The organism is Clostridium celatum DSM 1785 (genome assembly GCF_000320405.1).
Taxonomy (GTDB): Bacteria; Bacillota; Clostridia; order Clostridiales; family Clostridiaceae; genus Clostridium; species Clostridium celatum.
Genome location: NZ_KB291626.1, coordinates 29,475 through 54,708, shown reverse-complemented (window position 1 = coordinate 54,708; position 25,234 = coordinate 29,475). Strand labels below are relative to the sequence as shown.

18 protein-coding genes are annotated in these 25,234 nt (G+C 28.4%); 4 read left to right on the top strand and 14 right to left on the bottom strand.

Features of this window, described 5'->3' with window-relative positions; genetic code table 11:
* The 8 genes from HMPREF0216_RS06210 to HMPREF0216_RS06175 form a co-directional block, all read right to left on the bottom strand.
* Window positions 1-4,502: discoidin domain-containing protein (locus HMPREF0216_RS06210; RefSeq protein ID WP_005212568.1), on the bottom strand; the 4,502-nt coding region annotated here is incomplete at its 3' end.
* Between the two features lie 221 nt (window positions 4,503-4,723).
* Window positions 4,724-5,542 (bottom strand): hypothetical protein, encoded by an 819-nt coding sequence (locus HMPREF0216_RS06205; protein WP_040419127.1) that lies wholly within the window; start codon window positions 5,540-5,542, stop codon window positions 4,724-4,726.
* A 155-nt stretch (window positions 5,543-5,697) separates the two neighbouring features.
* The gene (locus HMPREF0216_RS06200; protein WP_005212563.1) at window positions 5,698-7,359 is read right to left on the bottom strand and encodes a ribonuclease J; all 1,662 of its coding nucleotides are present in this window, start codon (window positions 7,357-7,359) and stop codon (window positions 5,698-5,700) included.
* Between the two features lie 380 nt (window positions 7,360-7,739).
* Window positions 7,740-9,059, bottom strand: coding sequence for a LysM peptidoglycan-binding domain-containing protein (locus HMPREF0216_RS06195; RefSeq protein ID WP_005212562.1), 1,320 nt, complete (start codon window positions 9,057-9,059; stop codon window positions 7,740-7,742).
* A gap of 213 nt (window positions 9,060-9,272) precedes the next feature.
* The gene (locus tag HMPREF0216_RS06190; protein WP_040419125.1) at window positions 9,273-10,775 is read right to left on the bottom strand and encodes a DUF1846 domain-containing protein; all 1,503 of its coding nucleotides are present in this window, start codon (window positions 10,773-10,775) and stop codon (window positions 9,273-9,275) included.
* A 297-nt stretch (window positions 10,776-11,072) separates the two neighbouring features.
* Window positions 11,073-12,407: a CoA-disulfide reductase gene (locus tag HMPREF0216_RS06185; RefSeq protein WP_005212558.1), complete on the bottom strand. Its 1,335-nt coding sequence runs from the start codon at window positions 12,405-12,407 to the stop codon at window positions 11,073-11,075.
* 204 nt (window positions 12,408-12,611) lie between these two features.
* The gene (locus HMPREF0216_RS06180) at window positions 12,612-13,319 is read right to left on the bottom strand and encodes a LiaF transmembrane domain-containing protein (RefSeq protein ID WP_005212555.1); all 708 of its coding nucleotides are present in this window, start codon (window positions 13,317-13,319) and stop codon (window positions 12,612-12,614) included.
* A gap of 86 nt (window positions 13,320-13,405) precedes the next feature.
* Complete coding sequence (locus HMPREF0216_RS06175) at window positions 13,406-14,092, bottom strand: DUF554 domain-containing protein (RefSeq protein WP_005212553.1); 687 nt, start codon at window positions 14,090-14,092, stop codon at window positions 13,406-13,408.
* A 127-nt stretch (window positions 14,093-14,219) separates the two neighbouring features.
* Between HMPREF0216_RS06175 and zupT the strand changes: the two genes are divergently transcribed.
* Window positions 14,220-14,999, top strand: a complete 780-nt coding sequence (zupT, locus tag HMPREF0216_RS06170; protein WP_005212551.1) for a zinc transporter ZupT — start codon at window positions 14,220-14,222, stop codon at window positions 14,997-14,999.
* 257 nt (window positions 15,000-15,256) lie between these two features.
* On the opposite strand, the gene HMPREF0216_RS06165 is transcribed toward zupT, so the two are convergent.
* Together HMPREF0216_RS06165 and HMPREF0216_RS06160 are read right to left on the bottom strand one after the other, a co-directional pair.
* On the bottom strand, window positions 15,257-16,114 hold the full coding sequence (locus HMPREF0216_RS06165; protein ID WP_005212549.1) for a Cof-type HAD-IIB family hydrolase: 858 nt from the start codon (window positions 16,112-16,114) through the stop codon (window positions 15,257-15,259).
* 197 nt (window positions 16,115-16,311) lie between these two features.
* A complete protein-coding gene (locus tag HMPREF0216_RS06160; protein ID WP_040419123.1) occupies window positions 16,312-17,172 on the bottom strand; it encodes a Cof-type HAD-IIB family hydrolase in 861 nt (286 codons plus the stop codon).
* 156 nt (window positions 17,173-17,328) lie between these two features.
* Between HMPREF0216_RS06160 and HMPREF0216_RS06155 the strand changes: the two genes are divergently transcribed.
* Entirely contained in the window at window positions 17,329-18,180 is an 852-nt protein-coding gene (locus HMPREF0216_RS06155; RefSeq protein ID WP_005212545.1) for a PHP domain-containing protein, read from the top strand.
* Between the two features lie 127 nt (window positions 18,181-18,307).
* On the opposite strand, the gene HMPREF0216_RS06150 is transcribed toward HMPREF0216_RS06155, so the two are convergent.
* Complete coding sequence (locus HMPREF0216_RS06150) at window positions 18,308-19,789, bottom strand: UbiD family decarboxylase (protein WP_005212542.1); 1,482 nt, start codon at window positions 19,787-19,789, stop codon at window positions 18,308-18,310.
* Between the two features lie 500 nt (window positions 19,790-20,289).
* Between HMPREF0216_RS06150 and HMPREF0216_RS16725 the strand changes: the two genes are divergently transcribed.
* Both HMPREF0216_RS16725 and HMPREF0216_RS06145 read left to right on the top strand, forming a co-directional pair.
* Entirely contained in the window at window positions 20,290-20,406 is a 117-nt protein-coding gene (locus HMPREF0216_RS16725) for a LysR family transcriptional regulator (RefSeq protein WP_005212533.1), read from the top strand.
* 125 nt (window positions 20,407-20,531) lie between these two features.
* Entirely contained in the window at window positions 20,532-21,173 is a 642-nt protein-coding gene (locus tag HMPREF0216_RS06145) for a LysR family transcriptional regulator substrate-binding protein (RefSeq protein WP_005212531.1), read from the top strand.
* A 68-nt stretch (window positions 21,174-21,241) separates the two neighbouring features.
* Here the strand turns inward: HMPREF0216_RS06145 and HMPREF0216_RS06140 are convergent, their stop codons facing one another.
* The 3 genes from HMPREF0216_RS06140 to HMPREF0216_RS06130 form a co-directional block, all read right to left on the bottom strand.
* Entirely contained in the window at window positions 21,242-22,696 is a 1,455-nt protein-coding gene (locus HMPREF0216_RS06140; protein WP_005212525.1) for a glycoside hydrolase family 1 protein, read from the bottom strand.
* 306 nt (window positions 22,697-23,002) lie between these two features.
* On the bottom strand, window positions 23,003-23,395 hold the full coding sequence (locus HMPREF0216_RS06135) for a MerR family transcriptional regulator (protein WP_005212523.1): 393 nt from the start codon (window positions 23,393-23,395) through the stop codon (window positions 23,003-23,005).
* A gap of 41 nt (window positions 23,396-23,436) precedes the next feature.
* Entirely contained in the window at window positions 23,437-25,203 is a 1,767-nt protein-coding gene (locus tag HMPREF0216_RS06130) for a 1-deoxy-D-xylulose-5-phosphate synthase (RefSeq protein WP_005212521.1), read from the bottom strand.
* Window positions 25,204-25,234: the final 31 nt, after the last annotated feature.

Genomic DNA, 25,234 nt, shown 5'->3' with positions numbered 1-25,234 from the left:
TACATATTTTCTTTTATGTCGCTTAAGTTTACCCTAAGTTCAAAATCTTTTCCAACTGCCACTTCTGTTGGTGCTATTAAGTTAATTCCAGTTTGTTCTGTCTCTGGAATTTCTGGTTTTTCTGGAATTTCTCCTTTGGATTCTTTTCCCATAACCTCTAGCTCAACGATATGATTTGTGTTTCCAGAATTACTTCCATGCATATAAACTCTTACATACCTTCCAGTAGTAGCATTAAACTCTATAGTTTTTCCTTCTGATGTCTCTGCGTAAGTTGAATCAGTTCCACTTCCTAAACCATGGAAATTTTCTGAATCTGAGTTATATACTATAGTACTTTCAGAAAAATCTTCTTTTTCTGAAATAGCTATAACAGTTCCATTATAAGTTCTTCCATCTTGCCAATAACGATATAAATTCATAGATTCAATATCATATCTACCATCTAAATCAATTTGAATATATGAAGATTCAGCTCTATTATCACTTCCAAAATCAGAATAATCCCCTAATTCCTTATTTCCTGATACTATATTAGTTAATGGCTTATCCTTATTTACATCAACTAATGAATTATCCTTTGTCCAGTAACCAGTTATTTTTTTATTTAGTGCAATATTTGTTGCCTCTTCTTCTTTTACTTCATCACCATAAACATTTATTTCTGCCACAGAAACAGTTGTATTTCTTAACGCATCTTGCCAATGATAAGTTGTGTCTGCTGAAATACGAACATACTGTGCCTCAATAGCATTAAATGCTATTTCTGTTGTTGCATTTTCAGTTGAAGTACGTCCTTTACTTACTTCTATCCAATTTTCACCATCAATACTTGTTTCAATAACATACTCTAGAATATTACCAGTGCAATTCAATCCAAGGCTTTCATGATATCTTGCTGTATAGTCTACTTGTGATACATTATATAATTTTCCTAAATCTAAAGTTAAATATTGTCTTTCAACAGTATTATCTTTACTTGTAGACGATTGCCAGAAAGTATTTTTATTTCCATCAATGGCATTTTCCTTTAAGTTAACCTCACTTCCATTTTCTTCACTTGTAGCAAATATAGTCATTTGAGATTGAGGGATCTTATTTCCTTCAGTAATCCCGCCTTCTTCGAAAACAGTTTCCACTTCATCATAAGCTAGTGCTACATCTCTTACAATAACATGAGAAATTTCTCCTATAAATTCTTCACTACCAAGAGTTATTGGAGCCTTTTGTATGTCTTTTATACCTAAAGTTTCATCAAAAGCAGAACTATCTAACTCTCCATTTACATAGATTTTTAATAGACCACTATTTTCTCTTACTGCAGTGATATCATTCCATTCTCCATCATTTATAGCAACCTTTGATATAGCCGTTACGCCATTAGATGTAAATTCTAAGTTTCCAGATTCATTAATTCTTAAAGAATATTCCTCACCTTGCGATAATAATGTTGCATTAGAATCTGTAGTATTAATCATCATTGACACTCCAAAATCCTTAACACCATTAACTGAATTACTGCTATTAACTTCAAATTTATTTCTATCTAGCATTAATGATTTAATGTTTTCTACTGGACCTTTACCTTCTTTTAAGCTGCTAGCATTCTTCAAATCTTCTTTTCCATTAACAACTACAATCTTATTATCTTCATATAATTTGAAAGTAACATCTTTTGAAGTAGTATTTTCAGCTAAATCACTAGTATTTTTAATTTTTATAGAATATTCTTTACCAACCTCCAAATCATTCTCAAGAGTTAATTTAACAGTTCTACGATTCATTAATATTTCAGCATCTGTTATAATATTATCTTCAATTGAATAATTAGCCGCATCAGCTAAAACTCTTTCATTAAACTCAACTAAAATTGTATTTGCATCTTCAGCTTTAACTTCAACAATTTCTGCAGGGTTTGTATCGGCATCTCCAAATTGCCATACTAAAACTTCATATGGTTCTAATTCAACAGTTATAGTGTCCCCATAATTATACGTTGTATTTTCTTCTGGCACTCCATAAGGATAAACTGTGCTCTTAACCATATTAGAAGCACCTTCACCAACACCAATTAATCTATCCAATGTTATTGTGTATGATTGCTTAGTTGAAGATGGATTTCTTAAAGAAATAACTCCCTTATCTTCTGCCCAAGACGAATATCCATATACATTTCCACTACCAGCGCTAGCATTACCTATAAGCTTAGCATTTCTTAAAATATCAAAGTTTTCTTCTCCCCACTTTAATACTTCAGAGTTAACCATCCATTTACCTTCATTCATTAAATTGAAACTATAGTATAATTCCCAGAATGATGTTCCTCTAGTCATTATCATATATAAATATTTCTCAAATTGTTCTTCATTCATTTGAACAGTTTGTCCGTTAACTTTATTTGTATTTCCGTTTATAGGATCATGGTTGTAAATATTTGCTGCTGGGAATTGTAATTCTCTACTTTCATAGAAATCATAATATCTACCATCTCTATAGGTTATCATAGCATCCATCATAGATCCATCAACTGATCCACCAGTAAACCCTACATCCTGTGAATTTTGTAACCAAACAGTATTTACCCACTGTAAGAACCAAGGACTTGGATTAACATAACAAGTTAAGTTTATAAATACATCTGGATTAAACTCTCTCATTTTTGCAAAAATATCAATCCATGATTCCCAAGTTTCAGTAAGCATATACATACCATTTTCTCCACCAGTAACATGTCCATGAGTTTTTACTGGACAAGGATGTGATACGTTACCATCTATCTTCCAATAATTTATATCAAATCTATTCATATAATCTAAAAATAAATTAGTTATATTTTCTACATAATTATGATCACCTACACATATATCACCTGAAGATGGATTAAATCCTCCTGTTCCTGCTGCTTCCATTTGCTTCCCAAATTTATAATTGTAGTTATATCCACCTCTTGGCCCAAGCCACAGTCCAAAGTTTGAACCAAAGTTTTGAGCTTGCTCTTTTGAGTCATATAACTCGTTAGGAAATTTACTATTAAATGACCAGAAATCAGCATCATAGTTATTCCAACCATCATCAACAACATAAGAATCCAACGGTTCTATCCCATATTGAGATAATCCTTTTTCTATTTCATAGAAAGATCCCTCTATATTTTCAGCAGTTATATTCATCATATGATCATACCACGAATTATATTGCTTTCTAAAATCTGTTCTTGTTGCTATCTCATCAATATATTCGAAGAAATCTGTTTGAATTACTGATTGATCAGTACTTCTAGCAGCGCCTACTACAGTTTGCCAAGTTACAAATTTACCATCGGTAGTCTTTTCTAAATCTTCAAATTCTCTTCCCGAATAATATTTTATTTGAGCAGTTCTATCAGAAAGTATTTGGTTATCTGTTACTGGGAATTCACATCCTAAGAACATACCATCAATATATATTGGTTGGCCAAGTGCCATTTGATATGAATTAAGCATCATAGCACCTTCAGTTTGTGGTCTTGACCACTCTTGCTCTACACTTTCATTTAACTTTAAATGTTCTAAATCAATATAGTCAATTCTAGCACTAGGATCATCACAAGATATTTCTAAATATTTTCTCATGAAATGATCTCCATCTTCCATAACTACATTCATAGTTATATCCCAATTAACACCATTTTTATTTATAGGTTCAAACTTAAATGCAACTTTCTTTCCTTGTCTATTAGCAGAATCTTCTGTTATAATATCTGCAATAGTTAAATCTGAAGATTTTATTTGGAATTCACTTTCGTCTGTTTCAACAGCTCCAACTTCCAAAATATCTAACTCAGCACAAGCTGCAAAATTTTGACCATTTACAGCACTTAAACCTACTAATTTTATATATTGACCTGAAACTGGTTGATTAAATCTAATTTCTATCTTATTCTTTCCTGAATAAGTAAATTCACCTGAAGATATAGGTTCTCCCCAATTTTCTCCATCATTACTAACATAGAATTCATACTCCTTAATATCACCATTATTACCTGATTGTCTTGGTGTATATGTGAATCCTTCTAGCTCTTTTTCCTCTCCTAAATTTACAGCTAAATGATGTGGATATGCATCTACACTTCCACTATATTTAGTATGCCACATTGTAGATATATCCCCATCTATGGCATTAGCACTAGCACCATTTTCAGAACTTGTTTCTTCACTATCTGTACTTAATATTTCCCATCCTCTATTAACTTCATTAACTAATCCAATAACAAATTCTTCAGATGAGGCACTTAGCTCGAAAATATTATTTGCCCTCTTGTTGTTTAAAGTTAATGTACTTAACTTATTATTTTTTATGGAAAATACCCTTTCCATGTATTCGTTTCCAATAGTTATTGTATTTTGCACTTCAACTATAGAAACTGGATTAACCGTCGTAGCATTAGTTACAGTAAAATTTGATAATGTAGATGTAATTACAGTCATAGCTACCAAGGCTGCTACTCTTTTATTAAATCTCACTTTCTCTTCCCCCTTTTTTATTTCTTTATTCTTGTATACTTTTTATTGAATATATGTAATATTTTATCATTAAGATTTTTCACTGTATATATAATTATATTGCTAACATTTTTCAATCTATAATGATATTGTTATTATTTTTAACTGAATTTAAATAAAATTTATAATAAAAAAAAGACCTTTAATATTGCTACCAAAGATCTTATAAATTTATATATTTATTATTGAATTATCATTTCATTTAAAATGTGTAATACTTTTTTAGCCTTTACTTCTATTATATGCTGACCAACTTCAAATTTCATGTCTTCTACTTTCTTACTAACTGCTGCGCTTACACAATTTCTTAATCTAACTAAATTTAAATTCATAGAATCTTTTCTACCATATCCAATATCATATTTATGAACATCAGCATCTTCTTGTTTTTCAAATATACGCAACACACCGTCTCTATCTATTGCTGGAACTATTATTCCATTTTCTAATTTTTCATCGCTTTCAATTGCAAATACAGATTTTTTACCAAACTTCATCGAACTAAATAATATCATTAACTCATATTGTCTTGCTAATAAAAACTTTTCTTCACCTTTATTTTCTAAGTACCTATTTAATAAATCATATGGTACTATAACCATTGAACATTTACCTTCATCTATAGCAAATTGAAATACTCCATTAAATATTGCTTTCTTAACAGTTCCAATTATTTGTTCACCTTGTAACTTCATTATATATTCTACATCATCTTTAATAAGTCCAAAATGATTTACAAACTTTTCTGCCATTTCTCTTTCTGAAAAAAACCACATACAAGGTAATTTTTTATTACTTAATGCGCAAAGTGGACGTGCTGTATTATTTTTAACATCACTTACTTTTGCATTTTTATCTGCAATAGTATATACCTCATTAAGATTTAAAAATTCAGTTAAAACCTCTTTATATTTTTCAGTAAAGGCTTTAACATCCTCCTTTGGAGTTTTTGAAAATTCTTGTAACAAATCTTGGTACGTTTTTGTAGCTATTTCACTCATAATAATATTCCCCTTTTCCCCATTTAAATGTTTACATAACTCATTATACACTATCTTTCCATATACTTCAAACTAAAATGACAGATTAACCTTAAATATACTACTTAAAACTTACTATTTATTACAATTTAATATTATTTCTTTTGCTAATTAAACTATGTTTCCATTATTATAGGTATAACAGTTGGTCTGCGTTTTGTTGTTTCATATATGTAATTTTCAACAGCCTTTTTTACATTACTCTTTAATACATACCATTCAATTACACCAACTTGTAGGCATTTTTCTAACTCTTCTACTGCGATACTTCTTACCTTTTTAATCAGTTCCTCTGATTCCTTTACATATACAAAACCTCTAGTTATTACATCCGGTCCTGAAACTATAGTAAATGTCTCTCTCTCAATTGTAACTACTATTGTTAACATTCCGTCTTGTGCTAAATGTCTTCTATCTCTTAATACTATATTTCCTACATCTCCAACACCTAACCCATCTACAAATATAGCACCTGTTTTAACTCTTCCATCCTTCTTACAGCTATTTTTAGTTAACTCTAAAACATTACCAGTTTCTAATATAAATATATTATCTCTACTCATTCCTAAACTTTCTGCTAGGTCACCATGATGCTTTAAATGTCTATATTCACCATGAACTGGCATAAAGTATTTAGGATTAACAAGACTATGTATAAGCTTAAGTTCCTCTTGGTATGCATGCCCTGATACATGTACATCTTCTAAATCCTCATAAATAACATCTGCACCTTTTCTAAATAATTCATTAATGACTCTTGAAATAAGCCTATCATTTCCTGGAATAGGTGATGCTGAAATTATAAATGTATCTTTATGCTCTATTGCAATTTTTCTATGATTTGAAAAAGCTATCCTTGCTAAAGATGCCATTGGTTCACCTTGACTACCTGTTGTTATTATAGTTATTTTTTCATTACTATAATCCTTTAAGTCATCTATACTAATTATTTCAGTATCTGGTATATGTAAATATCCAAGTTCCATTGCAACTTTAGATATATTCTCCATACTTCTTCCGTTAAACGCAACCTTTCTATTGTGTAACAATGATGCATCTATAATTTGTTGCATTCTATGAATATTAGATGCAAAAGTTGCCACTATAACTCTTCCTTTAGCTTTTCCTATAATTCTATTTAAAGTTAATCCTATACTTTTTTCTGATAGAGAATGTCCTTGCCTTTCTACATTCGTACTATCAGCCATAAGTAACATTACTCCTTCCTTACCCAAATTAGATATTCTTTGCAAATCCATTTTTTTATTGTCAATAGGTGTATAATCTATTTTAAAATCTCCTGTATGAAGAATAGTGCCTATAGGAGTAAATATTGCTAAACTACATGAATCTGCTATACTATGAGTATTTCTAATAAACTCTACTTTTATATGCTTAAATTTAATTATATCTCCACTTTCTACATTATTAAGAGTACACTCTGATAATATATTATGTTCTTCAAGCTTTGTTTTTACTATTCCAAGAGTTAGCTTAGTCCCATATAACGGTACATTAATTTGTTTTAATACATATGGCAAAGCTCCAATATGATCTTCATGCCCATGTGTTAAGAATATTCCTTTTACTTTATCTATATTATTTTTTAAATAAGTTATATCTGGAATAATTAAATCAACTCCATACATTTGTTCATCAGGAAAAGCTATTCCACAATCAATGACTATTATTTCATCATTGCACTCTATAACTGTTATATTCTTCCCTATTTCACCCAATCCACCTAGCGGTATTATTCTAACTTTATCATCACTCATTGAAATAATTTCCTTTCATTCATTACTTAATAAATTTATATATATTTATTATTCCTTGTAAATAGTCTGTTATTCCTTTCATGTATTTAAGTTTAATCTTATTCATTTTTTTACCAATATTAATATTAAATATAAATACCTCTAAATAAACTTAGTAATATGTCATGCTACTTATTCTAAATTTACTATATAATAATGAAATTAAAAATTGGTTATTTAATTTAATGAACTAACTATGATTATAATATTATTGTAAAATAATAAAAGTTAATGATATTATAGTAGGCTTGAAGATAATATCATTAACTTTCTATACTAGTAAATCTATATTAATTTATATAATCCCTCTTTTTATTTAACCAATCTAACAATATATTGCTTTATATTTTTAAAACTTGTCCTACATAAATTAAATTTGGATTTGCTATATCATTTAAATCTATTAAATTATTGACTGTTGTATCAAATCTCAATGCAATACTACTTAAAGTATCACCTGCCCTAACTACATAAGTAGATGTTGTGCTACTTCCTTGTACTGAACTTCCTGATGATTCAATTTTTAAAACCTGCCCTGTGTATATTAGATTTGGATTTTTTATTCCATTTATTCTTGCTAAATATTGGACAGTTGTGTCAAACCTTGATGCTATTTTACTTAAAGTATCACCATTCTGTACTACATAAGTGCTTTGATACTGCTTTGAGGATGCTCCACTCTTAACTGAATTTATCACTGGAATTTTTAATATTTCTCCTACATAAATTAAGTTAGGATTTGATATATCATTTAATTTAACTAATTCTTGAGTTGTTGTTCCAAACCTTGATGCTATTTTACTTAATGTGTCTCCAGCTACTACAACATAGGTGCTACTAAAATTATTATCATCTTTTTGAACTTGTCTGTTTGTATATATCTTCAAAACTTGTCCTACATAAATTAAATTAGGATTTGATATATCATTTAATTTAACTAATTCTTGAGTTGTTGTTCCAAACCTTGATGCTATTTTACTTAAAGTATCTCCAGACCTTACAATATAATATTTTACAGAGCCATGACTTGACTCTTCATTCCGATTTCCTGGTATACTTACTTTGTCATCTAATAATATTCTTTCATTAAATATATCTAAATCAGAATTACCATTTACTCCAGGTGTATATCCTGTATCAGAATATTGCCATCCTGCATAACTAGTTCCCCATATAGGATTACTTTCTGGATAACTAGTTCCATATTCAGCTATCCACAATGGATAATTTTCTAATCCATATCCAGTTGTAATATTATTATTAGCAAAGCTTGCATAAGTGTATAATGCAACATCTAATCCACTATTCGCCTTCACATTTTCTAAAAAATCAACTGCAATTCTAGACAATTCGTCTGCTCCAATTCCTCCTGATTGTTCTAAATCTAATACTAATCTACATTCACTAGTCATTCCACTTATAGCTTTTGTAAAATATTTTGCTTGTTCATCCGCAGAAACTGAAGGACTAAAAAAATGATAAAATCCAATTGATAATCCCTTAGACGATGCTTCATCATAAAATTCTTGAAGATAAGGATCAGTAAAAAAATTACCCTCTGTAGCTTGAATATAAACTATTTGTACTCCACTATTTTTTACCTCTGAAAAGTTTATACTTCCTTGCCAATTACTAATATCTATTCCTTTATATTGTGTCATCTCATTTTTCCTCCTTTGTAATATCTTCTTTATATTTTATTCTTTAAAATTCATCTTAGTTACAATGTCTATAAATCCTTTTACCGATTAAAATCTAATATTACTAATTTCTTTTTCTACTATATTGCAAAATAACTTTAATTTATTTATTAAATAAAAATAGAGGATATGTAAAAATACACATCCTCTATTATTTATTTAATTCTTGATATTTTAGTTATTGTAAAATAAACTTTCTGAAGCATATTCAGCATCACACGTTACATCTATACCAAGCTTTCTAAATGTTTGCTCATCAGTAGTTGGTAGTATTGTTGTTGAATGCACTTGACAATTCTTAAGCATTCCTAACTTCTCCATAGCTACTTGCGCTGTTGGATTAGTTGCAGCTGAAATACTTAAAGCAATTAGAACCTCTTCACAATTTAAAGAAATCTTTTGATTTCCTAATGTTTTAGATTTTAAAGCTAGAATTGGTTCTAAAATAACAGGAGAAATTAAATGCATATCATCTGCAATATTAGCTAAATATTTTACAGAATTTAATAACACTGCAGCTGATGCATCTAAAAGTTCAGACCCTTTTCCTGTAAGAATAGTTCCATCATTTAATTCTAATGCAACTGCTGTACAAATTTCCCTATTTTCTTCTTTTAATTTTACTGCACGTTCTCTAGCTGGTGTAACAACTTTTCTATCTTCTGGTTTTAAATTAACCTGTTCCATTATAAGCTTTGCATGCTCAAATGTTTCTTTATCAACATAACCTTTTTTATATTCACAACCTGTTTTAAAGTATCTTCTTATTATTTCTTGTCTTGAAGCTTCCTTAACAACTTCATCATCAACTATACCAAATCCAACTCTATTAACTCCCATATCTGTTGGCGATTTATAAACTGATTCTTTACCAGTAATCTTTTCTATAATTCTCTTAAGTACTGGGAATGTTTCTAAATCTCTATTATAGTTAACTGCAGTTTCCCCATATGCATCTAAATGGAAATAATCTATCATATTAACGTCTTTTAGGTCAACTGTTGCAGCTTCATAAGCTATATTTAATGGGTGCTTTAATGGAACATTCCATACTGGGAATGTTTCAAACTTAGAATATCCAGCAACATTTCCTCTCTTATTTTCATGATATAACTGACTTAAACATGTAGCAAGCTTACCACTTCCTGGTCCAGGTGCAGTAACAACTACTATTGGTTTAGTAGTTTCAATATATGGATTTTTTCCATACCCTTCTTCACTTACTATTGTATCAACATCTGTTGGATATCCTTTAGTAGCTCTATGCTTATAAACCTTAATTCCACGTCTTTCTAACTTATTTATGAAAACAGTAGTTGAAGGCTGATCATTATATCTAGTTATTACAACTGAATTAACTTGTAAATCGTAGCTTCTTAAATCGTCAATAAGTCTTAAAACGTCCATATCATATGTAATACCGAAATCTCCTCTAATCTTATTTCTTTCGATATCACCAGCGTAAACACAAATAACTACTTCAACATTTTCTCTTAACTTATGTAATAATTTGATTTTTGCATTTTCATCAAATCCTGGTAAAACTCTTTTTGCATGTAAATCAAATAAAAGTTTTCCACCAAACTCTAAGTATAATTTATCGTAGTTATTAACCCTTTCTAATATGTACTTTGATTGTTCCTCTAAATATTTTTCATGATCAAATCCTATTTTCATATGTTCACTCCTAATTTTATAGTTTTTTTTTAACATAAGTAATTTTAAAAACTAAAAATTACTTATGTTAATTGCAACTATTAATAAAATTTTTTTATTAATTAGGCACAAAATATATAATATTATTACATAAAATTTTAATAAAGTAAATCATAAAATACTAAATTAAAATTATAAATAACTTTTTATTAATAATATAGTATATTTATTAATCGTTTACTATCACTATAATACAAATGCAAAATAGCAACTAAGTTTATCTTTAGTTGCTATTTTAAAACTTTGATTTAGTTATAACTATTTAGATACATTACCTGCTACATTTAAAACGTCCCATGTTCTTGCAAATGGTGGTGAATAACAAAGATCTAACATGCCTAATTGATCTGTAGTCATTTTTGCATAAATACACGCCGCTAAAACATTACATCTTTGAACAGCATCCTTATATCCAGCTACTTGCCCACCTAAAATAACTTTAGTATGTGCATCATAAATAAGCTTAACATAAATTCTTTCTCTACCTGGATAGTAGCTAGTTTGATTCATATCAGTTATAAATTTAGTCTTATAATCGAATCCTAAATCCTTAACTTCTTTTTCTGAAAGCCCAGTTCTTGCTGCTTCCATATTCATAACCTTAATACAGCTTGATGCCATAGAACCTTGGAATGAATTATTTTGTCCAGCTAAATTTTCTCCAACTATTCTTCCAAGCTTATTTGCACCTGTTGCAAGTGGAACATATACAGGCTTACCTGTAATTAGATTATTTATAGTTGCGCAATCTCCAGCTGAATAAACATCTTCTACTGAAGTTCTTCCATATTGATCAACAACTATTGCTCCATTTCTTATCATTTCTATTTCATCAGAATTTAAGAAATCAGTATTTGGCTTAACTCCTGTTGCCAGTATAACTATATCTGTTTCTAATTCTCTTTTATTAGTTTTAACCTTATAAACTTTTTCATCTCCTATAAGTTCAACAACTGTTTCGTTTAATAAAAGATTAACACCACTATCTCTTAATTCATCCTCTAATAAATCTGTTATATCTTTATCAAATACTTCTTGAAGTACTCTATCTTTAAGTTGAATAACTGTAACTTCTTTACCTCTATGCATTGCTGCCTCTACAGCTTCAAGCCCTATGAACCCAGCTCCAATAATAGTAACCTTTTTATACTCTTCATTTGCCATTAAATCTTTTAACTTATTACCATCATCTAATGATTTTAAAGTAACTACATTTTCTAAATTAACATTTTTAATTGGTGGAATTATTGCTCTTGCACCACTTGCTATCATTAACTTATCATAATTTTCTTCTAATATTTCATTTGAAATTAAATTTTTTATATGTAGCTTTTTAGCTTTAAAATCAACACTTAAAACTTCATGCTTTATATGTATTTCTACTCCTGATGCCTTAAATTCCTCTGGAGTTCTTGCTATCATTTCTCTTGAATCATCGAAAAATCCCCCTACATAATAAGGCAATCCGCACGCACCAAAAGATACTATATCTCCCTTTTCATAAACTATTACTTCATCATTTGGTGAGAGTCTCTTAAACTTAGCGGCAGCGCTCATTCCTGCTGCTACACCACCTATTATTACAACCTTCATCTAAAACACATCCTCTCTTTATGGTTTGTAATTTTATACACTTCCATAAGCTTAAACTTATTATATTTTTCTCTTTATATTATGTTTATATAAAAATAAAGTATTTATTAAATAATATTTATTATTATAATTGAAATAAAAAAAAATAATAGCCCTAAATTTAGAACTATTATATAATTCATCTTATTAAATTTATATTTTTAACTATTTTATCTCTATTCCACCTAGTACTACAGTATATTTAATTCTTACTTTTGGTCCAGAAACTATATTTCTATTTAATTTATGCTCAAAGCCACCTAAAATAGGTGTGCCAGAAATTATTTCTACTCCTACATTGTCCGGAATAAATATATCTATACCGCCTAAAACAGCTGTAAGCTCTAAAACTATATCTTCTGTTATCTTCGCATCTCTTAAATCTATTTCTAGTCCACCTAATATGGCTTCTGCATAAACTCCCTTTAAATCCTCACTATTATTTTTAAACTCTCCCCCACCTAAGATTGCTGTATAATGTGGATATGTTATAGAGTCATACTTATAAGATTTACTTTCACTAAATTCCATATCAATGCCTTTTTTTTTGCTATTTCCTTTAAAAAATGAACTAATTATACTTATACCTATAATTACTAAAACTAATGGTACTACTAATTTCCACATAATAGCTCCACTTATAATATCTAATCTATCAAAAAGAAGTATTATTCCTACTATAACTAATATTCCTGAACCCCAATTAAATCCATACTTAATCATAGATACTAAACCTGGAACAATTAAAAACAATGTCCACCATCCTGGGAAAAATACATCGATACTCCATAAATTTAGTGTATTTCCTGCAAAAATAATTCCTAAAATAATAAATCCAATTCCCCATATAAGTGCTGAATAATCTTTTTTCATCTTATATCACCCCCTATTAATTAATATATTACTACATATCTATATTATTTTGAATGTAAATATATTTTTATTATTATAAATTATTTTTATCGTATAAAAATTTGAAAAATTATTGGTAAAAATATTGCTGGAAGCAAATTTGCAATTCTCATTTTTGTCACTCCTAACATATTAAAAGCTAGTCCAGCTATTAATAACCCTCCTACAGCACTCATATTTGCAATAACCATATAATTTAATATACCTGATAACAATCCTGCTCCTAATGTTATTCCCCCTTGATATATAAAAACGGCCACTGAAGAAAATATAACTCCTATTCCTAATGATGATGTAAAAATGATTGATGATATACCATCTAAAATAGACTTAGTAAATAACGTATTATGATTACCACTTAATCCACTTTCAAGTGAACCTACTATAGCCATTGCTCCAACACAAAATAAAAGACTCGCAGAAACAAAACCTTCTGCTATTGATACATTGCTTTCTTTTTTACCATTAAATTTACTTTCTAAATATTCACCTAAATTATTCAACCTTTTATCAATATCTATTATTTCACCTATCAACGCACCAATAGCAACTGATAATATCATTATTAAAGTATTTTCTCCTTTTAATGCACCTGAAATTCCGATATATAAAGTACATAAGGCTAATCCTTGCATAACAGTTATACTTATTTTTTCATTTAGCCTTCCTTTTACAACAAGACCAACTAAACATCCAACTATAACAGCAATAGAGTTTACTATAGTTCCCAACATTATTTATTTCCCCCTATTAAAATTACTATTACATAATTATACCAATATATTGTAAAAATTTATATTCTTTTTACTTGTTTTCAATCATAAGATAATATATGTAACAATAATTAATGAGAGGTATATTATGCTTGATAAAAATTCTATTTTTCCCTTAATTCTATCTACAATAGCCGGTCTTTCAACCGTTTTAGGAGCTGTTATAGTTTTTTTTACTAAAAACAGAAATGAGAGATTTCTTACATTTGCTTTAGGTTTTTCAGCTGGAGTTATGACAACAGTATCATTTACCGACTTATTTCCAACAGCCGAAAATGCTATATCTAAATATCATGGAAAAGTTAGTGGTATACTCTGGTCAATACTCTTCTTACTAATAGGTGCTTTAATGGCTTATTTAATCGATAGCTTTATACCTGCGGAAGAAAAAGGAACTGTTCCTAAAGTTAAAAATGACTTTGATATTTTTAGAGTAGGACTTGTATCTACCATTGCTCTAATGATACATAACTTTCCTGAAGGTATTGCTACCTTTGTCTCTAGTTATCAAGATACTAGACTTGGATTATCTGTAACATTTGCTATAGCTCTTCATAATATTCCAGAAGGTATAGCTATAGCAATGCCCATTTATTTTGCTACTAAAAGTAGATTTAAAGCAATTAAATATTCCTTCTTATCTGGTATGGCTGAGCCATTAGGTGCTTTAATTGCTTTCTTATGCTTAAAACCATTTATAAATGAACTTATTCTTGGTATAATTTTTGCTGTAGTCTGTGGAATTATGCTTTATATTTCATTTGCTGAGCTTATTCCATCATCAAGAAAATATGGCTATACTAGAATTTCATTAGCCTCCATATTTTTAGGTATATGTATCATGCCAATAACTCACTTATTTCTTTAAGTAAAAATCTTATTACTTTATTAATAAATCTAATGCATAACTTTAATTAATTTTAACTACCCTAGTAATATTAATATAAATTAAATGTTGAGGTGTCTATTATGAATTTATTAATTTGTTTAACTCTTATTGGAGTTTTATACTCACTTGTTGAAATGTTATATAATTGTATTAACAATATAACTATACCCTAAAATATCTATATAAATAAGAGATTGTAATATATTACAACCTCTTATTTATATATAATATTTATTTTATTCTAAAACCTTATAAATAGCTTTTGCAACTCCATCATTTTCATTGCTATCTGTAATATATTTTGCAATTTTCTTTATTTCTGGTATAGCATTCTCCATAGCAAATGAATTTTCAAATTCAGTAAACATTGAGTAATCATTAAAACTATCTCCTAATACTATTACTTCACTTTTATCAATTCCCATCTTTTCTATAGCCTTAGCTAAAATCAATCCTTTTTGAGCCTCTATATGACTTATTTCTATATCATTAGAAAAAGTTGATGCTACTGCTATATCTGAAATATTTTCTCTTAATCTATCCTTCACTCTTGCAATTAATTCTACATCATTATTAAATGTTATTATTTTTAATATCTCACTGTCACTTTCTAAAAATTCATATACATCATCTATGTAATTCATTTTTCTTGATTTATGGAACTTTTCAATAAATTCAATAACTTCTTCTTCGTTCATTTTTGGATTAAATAATTTAAACCTATCTATAAGTGCTTCTTTATCACTTTGCTTATTGGTTATATATGAGCCTTTATTACTCATTAGTTGAATATATAAACCTTCTTCATTTAATATATCAAATATTAATTTTACACTTTTTTTATTCATATATATACTTTCAATAACGTTACCATCTATATCTCGATATTCTGCACCATTACTTAAAATACATTCACATCTTAAATTGCACTCTTCTAAATATGGTTTTACTGCATCATAGTCTCTTCCTGTTACAATTGTAAAATGTTTTCCAATGTCTTGTGCTTTTTTTATAGCTTTCAAATTCTCCTCAGATATCATATGACTATCATTTAGTAGGGTTCCATCCATATCACTTGCTATTAATTTTATCATTATTTATTCCTCTCTTCCTACAAATTTTATTATTATATCTATTTACTATTATATCAAAACTTTATTATATTTATCTGATTAACACCATTTAAAAATCTTATTTTAAAAATTAAAAATCTCTATAAGCTTTTTTTCAATAAAGCTTATAGAGATTTTATTAAATCAAGGTTACTTTTATAATATGTTTTTATCTTATGTTATTTCCATTCTAAAGCTTTATAAATGGCCTTTGCAACTCCATCATTATCATTGCTATCTGTAATATATTTTGCGATTTCTTTTATTTCAGGTATTGCATTTTCCATAGCAAAAGAGTTTTCAAACTCTGTAAACATAGAATAGTCATTAAAACTATCACCAAGAACTATAACCTCTTCTTTTTTTATACCCATTTTTTCTATAACTTTTGCTAGTATTAATCCTTTTTGAGCTTGTATATTACTTATCTCTATATCATTTGCAAATGTTGATGCTACTGCAACACCTTCTATATTCTTTAATTTTTCTTTAAGTTCCTTAATATACTGAGCATCTTCATGATATGTCATTATCTTTAATATATCTGTATTACTATCTAAAAATCCTTCTACATCTTTAATCATCTCAGGTTTCCAAGTATCATACATATTTCTTGCTATTTCAATAATCTCTAAATCTGTTTTTCCCTTATTATATCTTCTAAATCTTTGTAATAAACTTTCTTTATAAATATCTTCATTTATTATAATCATGCCATCTTCAGTAAACATTTCAATAGCAACATTAGCTTCCATCATCACTTGTACTATCTTTCTTACAGTATCATTATCAATGGTTATTCTTTCAATTACATCTCCATTAATATCCCTATACTCTGCTCCATTACTTAAAATACATTCACATTTTAAATCGAACTCTTGAAAAAAATTCTTGACGCCACTATAATCTCTTCCTGTTACTATTGTAAAATGACATCCTCTTTCTTCTGCTATCTTTATAGCCTTTATATTTTCTTCAGATATAGTATGTTCATCATTTAATAATGTTCCATCCATATCTGATGCAATTAACTTTATCATATGCTTCTCCTTTTCCATAATACTGATTTATGTATCATTTATCTTCTTCACTATATTTTATTATACTATAATAACTCAAATTTATTTTCTATATTTTGATTTATATTACAGTATTATTCAAATTCTTATATGATATAATTATTTTGAGGTGATTATATGGTAAATTTAGTTGATTTTCATACACATTCTCTTATATCAGATGGTTCATGTAGTCCTACTGAAGTAGTACAAGCTGCGTTTAAAAATAATGTAAAAGCGTTATCCTTAACAGATCATGATAGCATTTCAGGAATACTTGAAGCTAATATAGCCTCAAAAAAATATGGTATAAATTTCATTCCGGGAATTGAAATTAGTGCACTATATCCTGATGGTAGAATGCTACATATATTAGGTTTAGGAATGGATATTAATAATGTGAATTTTTTAAATCCATATATTAAAATGAAGAAAGCTAGAGAAGAATCTCTTCCCATCACTCTTAAGTATTTGAAGTATAAACATAACTTAAGTATTGATATTAATATTCTAAAAGAAAAAAAGCTTGATGAATTTATATCTAGACATGATATTCATAAGTATCTTATAGATAATAATATCTGTAATAATAGTAAATTAATTTGGAATACTTATTTAGATCCTATACCATATGGAAAAAATGAATTAATTCCTATTGAAGAAGCAATTAATATGATTAACAAATCAGGTGGAGTATCAATTTTAGCTCACTATAATAATAGGAATGGTTTTTCAAATATCAATAAATCCAAAGTTGAAGAACATATTAAATATCTGATTTCCTTAGGACTTAGAGGTATTGAAAAGTATTATCCAACCTTTAATGATGATGATTATAGATTTGTAGATTACTTAATCAAAAAATATAAACTGATTCCTTCTGGTGGAACTGATTTTCATGGATCTTATAGGCCAAATAATGATATCGGAATTGGTAATGGCACTTTTGCAGTTCCTTATGAAGTCTTTTATAATATAAAAAATTACTGATAATATAAAATACAACATACATTCATATTGATAAAATATAAATAACGAAAAATCTAGAATTAAATATTAATGTATTAAACTATTTAATAGGGACATCAAAAGTTACTTTCATGTCCCTTACTTACTATTATTTATATTCTTCTATTTTAAACTTTTCTAAATCTACTTCAGTAAATTTAGCTCTCTTAAACTTATCTTTTAATTCATAAGGTACAGTACAATCAAATATAGTTTTACAAGCTATTCCCCTATCTCTAATAGTCCAGCTATATTCTGGACTTTGTGAAGGGTCTAATGGGTGACATCTTACCCCTGGAATAAATATTGTGTCAATATCACCTTGATACCTAGTATTTAATGCCCATAAAACATCATTACTATCAAATGGATCTACATCTTCATCAACTAATATTACAGTTTTTAATTCGGAAAAAGCTGATAATGCTAATAGTGCTGCCTGTCTTTCTCTCCCTTGATCACTAGCAATACTCTTTTTAATTTGTAATATAGCCATATATTTTCCCCCACCTGCTGGATGAGCATATACATTTACAAGTCTACCTGGCATTGCTTTTTCAACCATCTGTATTATACTTGCTTCTGTTGGAATTCCAGCCATATTAACATGCTCTTCACTAGGTCCTATACAAGTTTGCATTATTGGATTTTTTCTATGAGTTATTGCTTTTACTCTAATTACGGGTAATTCTTTAGCAGCTTCACCTGTATAACCAGGAAATTCAGGCATTGCCTTTCCAGTGTTTGTATTCTTATCTTCTCTTATTCTCTTATTAGGTACTAATTCACCTTCAATTACATATTCAGCTCTTGCGATTGCAGCTTCATCAACAGTTAAGCATTTAACCATTTCAACAGGTTTATTTCTTATTGCTCCAGCTATAGATAATTCATTAAATCCAATTGGTGTAGTTGGTGGTTCAAAGCACGATGCTATTTCAATTGCAGGGTCAACGCCTATACTAATAGATATTGGTAGTGCTTCTCCACTTTCTTCTGCTTTCTTACGGAATGCATCTAACTGCCTTACTCCCGGTGTAAAGAACATAGATAATTCATCCTTTCCTTGTAAGCATAAACGATGAATTGTAACATCACCTTCCCCAGTTTCAGGATCTCTTGCATAACACATTCCTAAAGTTATATATGGTCCAGCATCTTCCTCAGTATTTGTAGGTGCAGGTAATATTTTTCTTATATCAAATCCTTCATCAGTTGCATAATGTACAACTTCTTGGCATGGTGCCTTCTCATTATCTATTATTATTGGATTTATTGGATTTTTTACTGCTTCATTTAATAAAAAACCTAATCTTTTAGGTGCACAATCTAGAAGCATCCCAACTCTTTCCCTACTAGCTAAAAGTCCTATTATAACTTTAGCATCTTTATGTCCTTTAATATTATTAAAAATCATAGCTGGACCTATCTTTGTTGGTCTCTTTACAGTTCCTCCAGCTCCAATATATCTATATACTCCTGCAAGCTCTCCATGTGAATTTACTTCAACATCACTTTTAACTAATTGTCCTTTAACATTTTTTAAATACTCAATAGCACTTCTTAAATCATTAATCTCTATTTTATTCATACTCTTTTTCTCTCCATCTTAAATCATTTCCTATATCTATATTAAATCAATCTAATACTTTACAGTAGCTGTTGTCCCCGTAATTCCTATAATTAAATTCATTTTTTAACATCAATTTTATTAGTAGCAACTTTAAAAAATTCAACTTTTAATTCTCGGAAAATTTCATTGCAATAGTCGGTAAGAACCATCTATGTATTACTTTAATATATCATCTATATTAATACACATAAATTATTCCTATCGAATATTACTTCTAATTTTATATTTATACTTTTATAATTACGTTCTATTTTTATCATTTTAAATTTTCCTATTATTAAAAAGATTTTTAAAGTTACTACTATATACTGAAATTATATTTAGCCTATCCTCTAATAACAATTCCTTAATTGATATATTTTTATTCCAATTTGGAATAAGTATTAAAGCTCTTTCAATAAATTAATTACTATCATGATATAATATAAGTATCTTATAGAAATGACGGTGATTAACTTATGAACATAGAAAGTTTAAAATACTTCTTAAGTGTAGAAAAATATAATAGTTTTTCCTTAGCTGCTGAAGAATTATGTATATCTCAATCTTCATTATCTAAACATATAAAAAATTAGAAGTAGAACTTAACTGTGTACTTTTTGAAAGATGTACTAGGCATATTAATTTAACTGATGCTGGAATTACTTTAAAAAAATATTCTTTAAATATAGTTAATAACTACGATGAATTATTAATTGATATGAATAAATTCACTTCTTCTTTTCCTAAATTGTCTATTGGCTATATTCCAGTAATAAATCAATATAACATTGCTAATCTTATTGGACGCTTTAGTAGCGAAGTTACAGATTTACAATTAATTTTTCACGAAGGTGAACATTCTGAAATACTTAATTTGTTGTTATCTCAAAAAATAGATTTTGCCTTTTTAAGAAGTGATACATTAGATTATTCAAATTTAGATATTACACAATTAGCTCAAGATGAACTTGTACTAATTGTCCCTAAAACTCACCCTCTTTCAAAAAAGAAATATGTTTCTATTTCAGAATTATCAAATGAAAATTTTATTTCTTTAGGAAAAAACTCTGGAGTTTATGATTTTTTTGTTAGCCAGTGTAAAAAGTTTTCATTCGAACCTAATGTAGTTTGTTTTAATAGTAGAATAGAAAAAATATTAGGACTTGTCGTTGCTGGAATGGGAATTTCACCACTTATGAGGAAAACCGTTGAGTGCTTTGATAAAACGAATATTTCTATTGTACTTATAAAGGAAAAAATATCTAGTAATTTATGTTTGGTTCATTTGAAAAATAAAAAATTATCTAAAATAGAAAATGAATTTAAAAATTATTTAATTAAAAATACAACTACGATATAAATCTTATATACTGATTTATATCGCAGTGATGTATTTTATATCAAATCAAACCTATAAGTTCATTTATTTTATAGCTCTTCACCATTACTATCAATTACTTTTTTGTACCAATAAAAACTATTTTTTCTTGATCTATCTAAAGTTCCAGTACCATCATTATTTTTATCAACATAGATAAATCCATATCTCTTCTTCATTTCACCAGTACCAGCACTTACTAAATCTATACAGCCCCATGGAGTATATCCCCATAGTTCTACACCATCACCAATTGCCTCTTTCATTTGTTCAATATGGGATTTTAAGTATTTAATTCTATAGTCATCATTGATTGATCCATCTTCTTCTACTTTATCAACTGCACCTAATCCATTTTCAACAATCATCATTGGAATTTGATATCTATTATAGATTTCATTTAAAGTGGTTCTTAATCCTATTGGGTCAATTTGCCATCCCCAATCACTTGATTCTAGATAAGGATTCTTTAAGCCCATTGATAAGTTTCCACCTGTAGTTTCAAGATCTGGATTATTACTTACACAGTTTGTCATGTAGTAGCTAAATGTATAGAAATCAACAGTTCCATTTTTAAGAGTCTCTAAATCTCCTTCTTCCATCTTAATATCTACATTGTTTTCTCTAAAGAAACGTTTAGCAAATCCTGAATATGCTCCTCTAACTTGTACATCACTACATAAGAAATTCGAGAATTCTTCTTGTTGTTGAGCTAATAATACATCTTCTGGACTACAAGTATATGGATATAACTTTCCAAATGCAATCATACATCCAATTTTAAATTCTGGATTAATAGAGTGTCCTAACTGAACAGCTTTAGCACTTGCAATAAATTGATGATGTAAAGCTTGGAAACATTCTTGATAATGATTATCTTCAGCTGCACCAAATTTTAATTCTCTAATTTCATCAAACATTACTCCTGCACCCATAAAGGCAGCTGCTGGTCCATGAGTTAAAATATTTATTTCATTAAATGTTAACCAATATTTAACTACATCTTTATATCTATTAAATATAGTTTCACAATATCTTAAATAACAATCAATGGTTTCTCTTCCTAACCATCCATTCCATTTATTTGTTAATCCAAATGGTGTTTCATAATGAGATATTGTTACTAATGGTTCTATGTTGTATTTTTTTAATTCAGCAAATACATCATCATAGAATTTTAATCCTTCTTCATTTGGTTCTAGTTCATCTCCATTTGGAAATATTCTTGTCCAATTTATAGATAATCTAAAAGTCTTGAATCCCATCTCTGCAAATAATGCTATATCTTCCTTATATCTATGATAAAAATCTATTGCTTCATGGCTTGGATAATATGTTCCTTCTTCAATTTCTGGAGTTATTCTTCTTGCTGTACTGTGAGTTCCACCTGTCATAACATCTGATGTACTTAATCCTTTTCCACCTTCTCTATATCCACCTTCAAATTGGTTTGCAGCTGTTGCTCCTCCCCACAAAAAGTTCTCTGGAAATTTAATATTACTCATAATTAATTACCTCCCAACAAATTCATAGTTTATGATTTTATTTTATCCATTTTTTGAGCAAAAATCAAGTTTTTTCTTTGTTAATAGTTCATTTAAAGAATATTTATTTTAATACCATCACTTATATTCTTATTTTCGATATTATTTAATCATAATTATTCATAATATGAACAATTGCAACTAACCATATCTATCGCTTAATAAAGCAATTTTAATCTTATGCTAAAAAAATAGTAGAATAGATTATAATTATCGTAATAATTTAACTCTACTCTACTATTATTAATTAACTTTTTACTTTTAAATTTATATTATTTTTTTATGAATTTCTTCTGTTCCTGCCTTAACAGCTTTTTCATAGTATGAAATTTTATGTTCAATTACATCCATTATTTTATTGAGCTCTTCCATTTGTTCCTTAACAACTTCTTTTCTTTTAATAAATATATCTAAGCGATTTTCTAAAGTGCTATCCCCTTCTATACACATATCAATAAACACCTTAATATCTTTTATAGGCATTCCAGATTTCTTCATACACGATATTATTTCTAAAGTCTTTAAATCTGATTCTTTAAATAAACGAGTTCCATTTTCCTTTCTTTCAATAAAGGGCAGTAGCCCTTCTTTATCATAATATCGTAGCGTTGGTACTGAAACTCCCATAATTTCCGCTACCTGCTTAATTGTATATATCATATAACTACACCTTCCTTTAAGGTATTTTATTATAATAGTTATTATTTCAATATATTTTTAATATCACCAACAATTAATTCTTCGGTTAAATGGTATCTTTCGTATAATTCTTCTAATGGTACCCTATCAGTAAATTCCTTTGTTGCGCCAAAATTTAATACCTTAATTTCTTTATCTCCATAGAATCTAGTAATTTTTTCACCAAAACCACCATCAAGAATTCCATCCTCTAAAGTAACTACTAACTTATGATTATCTAGTAGTTCTGTTAATAACTCTTTATCAATTCCTGTAATAAATCTAGGATTTATTAATGTAGCATTTATACCACTTTCATTCTTTAATTTTTCGTGAACTCTTTTTCCTAGTTCATAAAATGAACCAAGTCCAATAATTGCAACATCACTTCCATCTATAGTTTTTTCATAAACATTTAATTTATTAAAGCTTGCTTCAACCTTAATTCCTGTTGATATAACATCCCCATTTGGTACACGTATAGCTACTGGATGATTCTTTTGCTCTATTCCCCATTCCATCATAGCAAGATATTCTTCCTTATTTGTAGGAGCTAAATATACTATATTAGGTATATTAGATATTAATGGTATATCGAACACTCCTAAATGTGTAACATCTCCCCCATTTATTCCAGCCCAAGAAACCATTATAAGTGCAGGATTGTTATTTATTGCAAGGTCTTGTGATAATTGGTCATATGTCCTTTGAATAAATGAACTTAATAATGATACTACTGGTTTTCCTCCTTGTGATGCTATTCCTGATGCAAATGCTATTGCATGCTCTTCTGCTATTCCTACATCCACATATTGTTCTTTAAGACTTTCTTCTCCTCTAAAATAATTTAATCCAACAGGTCCTGGCGTTGCTGCTGTTATTGCTACAATTTTTTTATCCTCTTTAGCTTTTTCAACTAAAAACTTTCCTCCAATATCAGTGTAACTTTCCGGAAAATCAATTATACCTTGTTCTTTATTTTCTAAATTAAATGGCATTACCCAATGAAAAGCCTCTTTATTTTTTTCTGCTTCTTCGTATCCTTTACCTTTAATGGTGTGAATATGAACTACAACTGGATGATTTGTATCTTTTACCTCATTGAACACTTCTATTAACGCTTGAATATTGTTTCCTTCTTCTACATAATGATATTCAAACCCTAGTGCTTTAAACAAATTATTTTCTGCCATTCCATTTGTTTTTCTAAGCTCTGCTAAGTTTTTGTATAATCCACCATGATTTTCTGCAATAGACATATCATTATCATTTACTACTATTATTATATTTTTTCCTGAGTCTGCTGCATTATTTAACCCTTCATAAGCTTCTCCACCACTTAGAGAACCATCTCCAATTACAGCAATAATATTTTCCTTAGTACCTTTTACATCTCTAGCCTTAGCTAATCCACAAGCTAAGCTAACTGAAGTTGAAGTATGACCTACTGTAAAGAAATCATGTTCACTTTCATGTTGAGATGTATATCCTGTTATAGTTGAAAACTTTTCTGGATTAATAAATGCTTCTTTTCTTCCTGTTAAAATCTTATGTGGATATGATTGGTGTGAAACATCATAAACTATTTTATCTATTGGTGAGTTAAATACATAATGTAATGCAATAGTTGCTTCAATCATTCCTAAATTAGGTCCAAAATGTCCACCTGTTGTACTTACTTTCTTAATTAATACTTCTCTAATTTCTCCTCCTAATAAATTTAATTCTTCATTATTAAGGATTTTTAAATCCTTTGGCTCATTTATTTTATTTAAGATATTACCTTCCATATTTACCCTGTTAATATACTGTCATATAATT

Excerpts from the sequence above, each read along its gene's own strand:
- HMPREF0216_RS06145 (WP_005212531.1), top strand. The coding sequence starts at position 20,532 with ATGAATAAATTCACTTCTTCTTTTCCTAAATTGTCTATTGGCTATATT.
- HMPREF0216_RS06175 (WP_005212553.1), bottom strand. The coding sequence starts at position 14,092 with ATGTTGGGAACTATAGTAAACTCTATTGCTGTTATAGTTGGATGTTTA.
- HMPREF0216_RS06185 (WP_005212558.1), bottom strand. The coding sequence starts at position 12,407 with ATGAAGGTTGTAATAATAGGTGGTGTAGCAGCAGGAATGAGCGCTGCC.
- HMPREF0216_RS06150 (WP_005212542.1), bottom strand. The coding sequence starts at position 19,789 with ATGAATAAAATAGAGATTAATGATTTAAGAAGTGCTATTGAGTATTTA.
- zupT (WP_005212551.1), top strand. The coding sequence starts at position 14,220 with ATGCTTGATAAAAATTCTATTTTTCCCTTAATTCTATCTACAATAGCC.
- HMPREF0216_RS06200 (WP_005212563.1), bottom strand. The coding sequence starts at position 7,359 with ATGAGTGATGATAAAGTTAGAATAATACCGCTAGGTGGATTGGGTGAA.
- HMPREF0216_RS06165 (WP_005212549.1), bottom strand. The coding sequence starts at position 16,114 with ATGATAAAATTAATAGCAAGTGATATGGATGGAACCCTACTAAATGAT.
- HMPREF0216_RS06130 (WP_005212521.1), bottom strand. The coding sequence starts at position 25,203 with ATGGAAGGTAATATCTTAAATAAAATAAATGAGCCAAAGGATTTAAAA.
- HMPREF0216_RS06155 (WP_005212545.1), top strand. The coding sequence starts at position 17,329 with ATGGTAAATTTAGTTGATTTTCATACACATTCTCTTATATCAGATGGT.
- HMPREF0216_RS16725 (WP_005212533.1), top strand. The coding sequence starts at position 20,290 with ATGAACATAGAAAGTTTAAAATACTTCTTAAGTGTAGAAAAATATAAT.
- HMPREF0216_RS06195 (WP_005212562.1), bottom strand. The coding sequence starts at position 9,059 with ATGACACAATATAAAGGAATAGATATTAGTAATTGGCAAGGAAGTATA.
- HMPREF0216_RS06135 (WP_005212523.1), bottom strand. The coding sequence starts at position 23,395 with ATGATATATACAATTAAGCAGGTAGCGGAAATTATGGGAGTTTCAGTA.
- HMPREF0216_RS06140 (WP_005212525.1), bottom strand. The coding sequence starts at position 22,696 with ATGAGTAATATTAAATTTCCAGAGAACTTTTTGTGGGGAGGAGCAACA.
- HMPREF0216_RS06190 (WP_040419125.1), bottom strand. The coding sequence starts at position 10,775 with ATGAAAATAGGATTTGATCATGAAAAATATTTAGAGGAACAATCAAAG.
- HMPREF0216_RS06160 (WP_040419123.1), bottom strand. The coding sequence starts at position 17,172 with ATGATAAAGTTAATTGCATCAGATATGGATGGAACATTATTAAATGAT.
- HMPREF0216_RS06180 (WP_005212555.1), bottom strand. The coding sequence starts at position 13,319 with ATGAAAAAAGATTATTCAGCACTTATATGGGGAATTGGATTTATTATT.
- HMPREF0216_RS06205 (WP_040419127.1), bottom strand. The coding sequence starts at position 5,542 with ATGAGTGAAATAGCTACAAAAACGTACCAAGATTTGTTACAAGAATTT.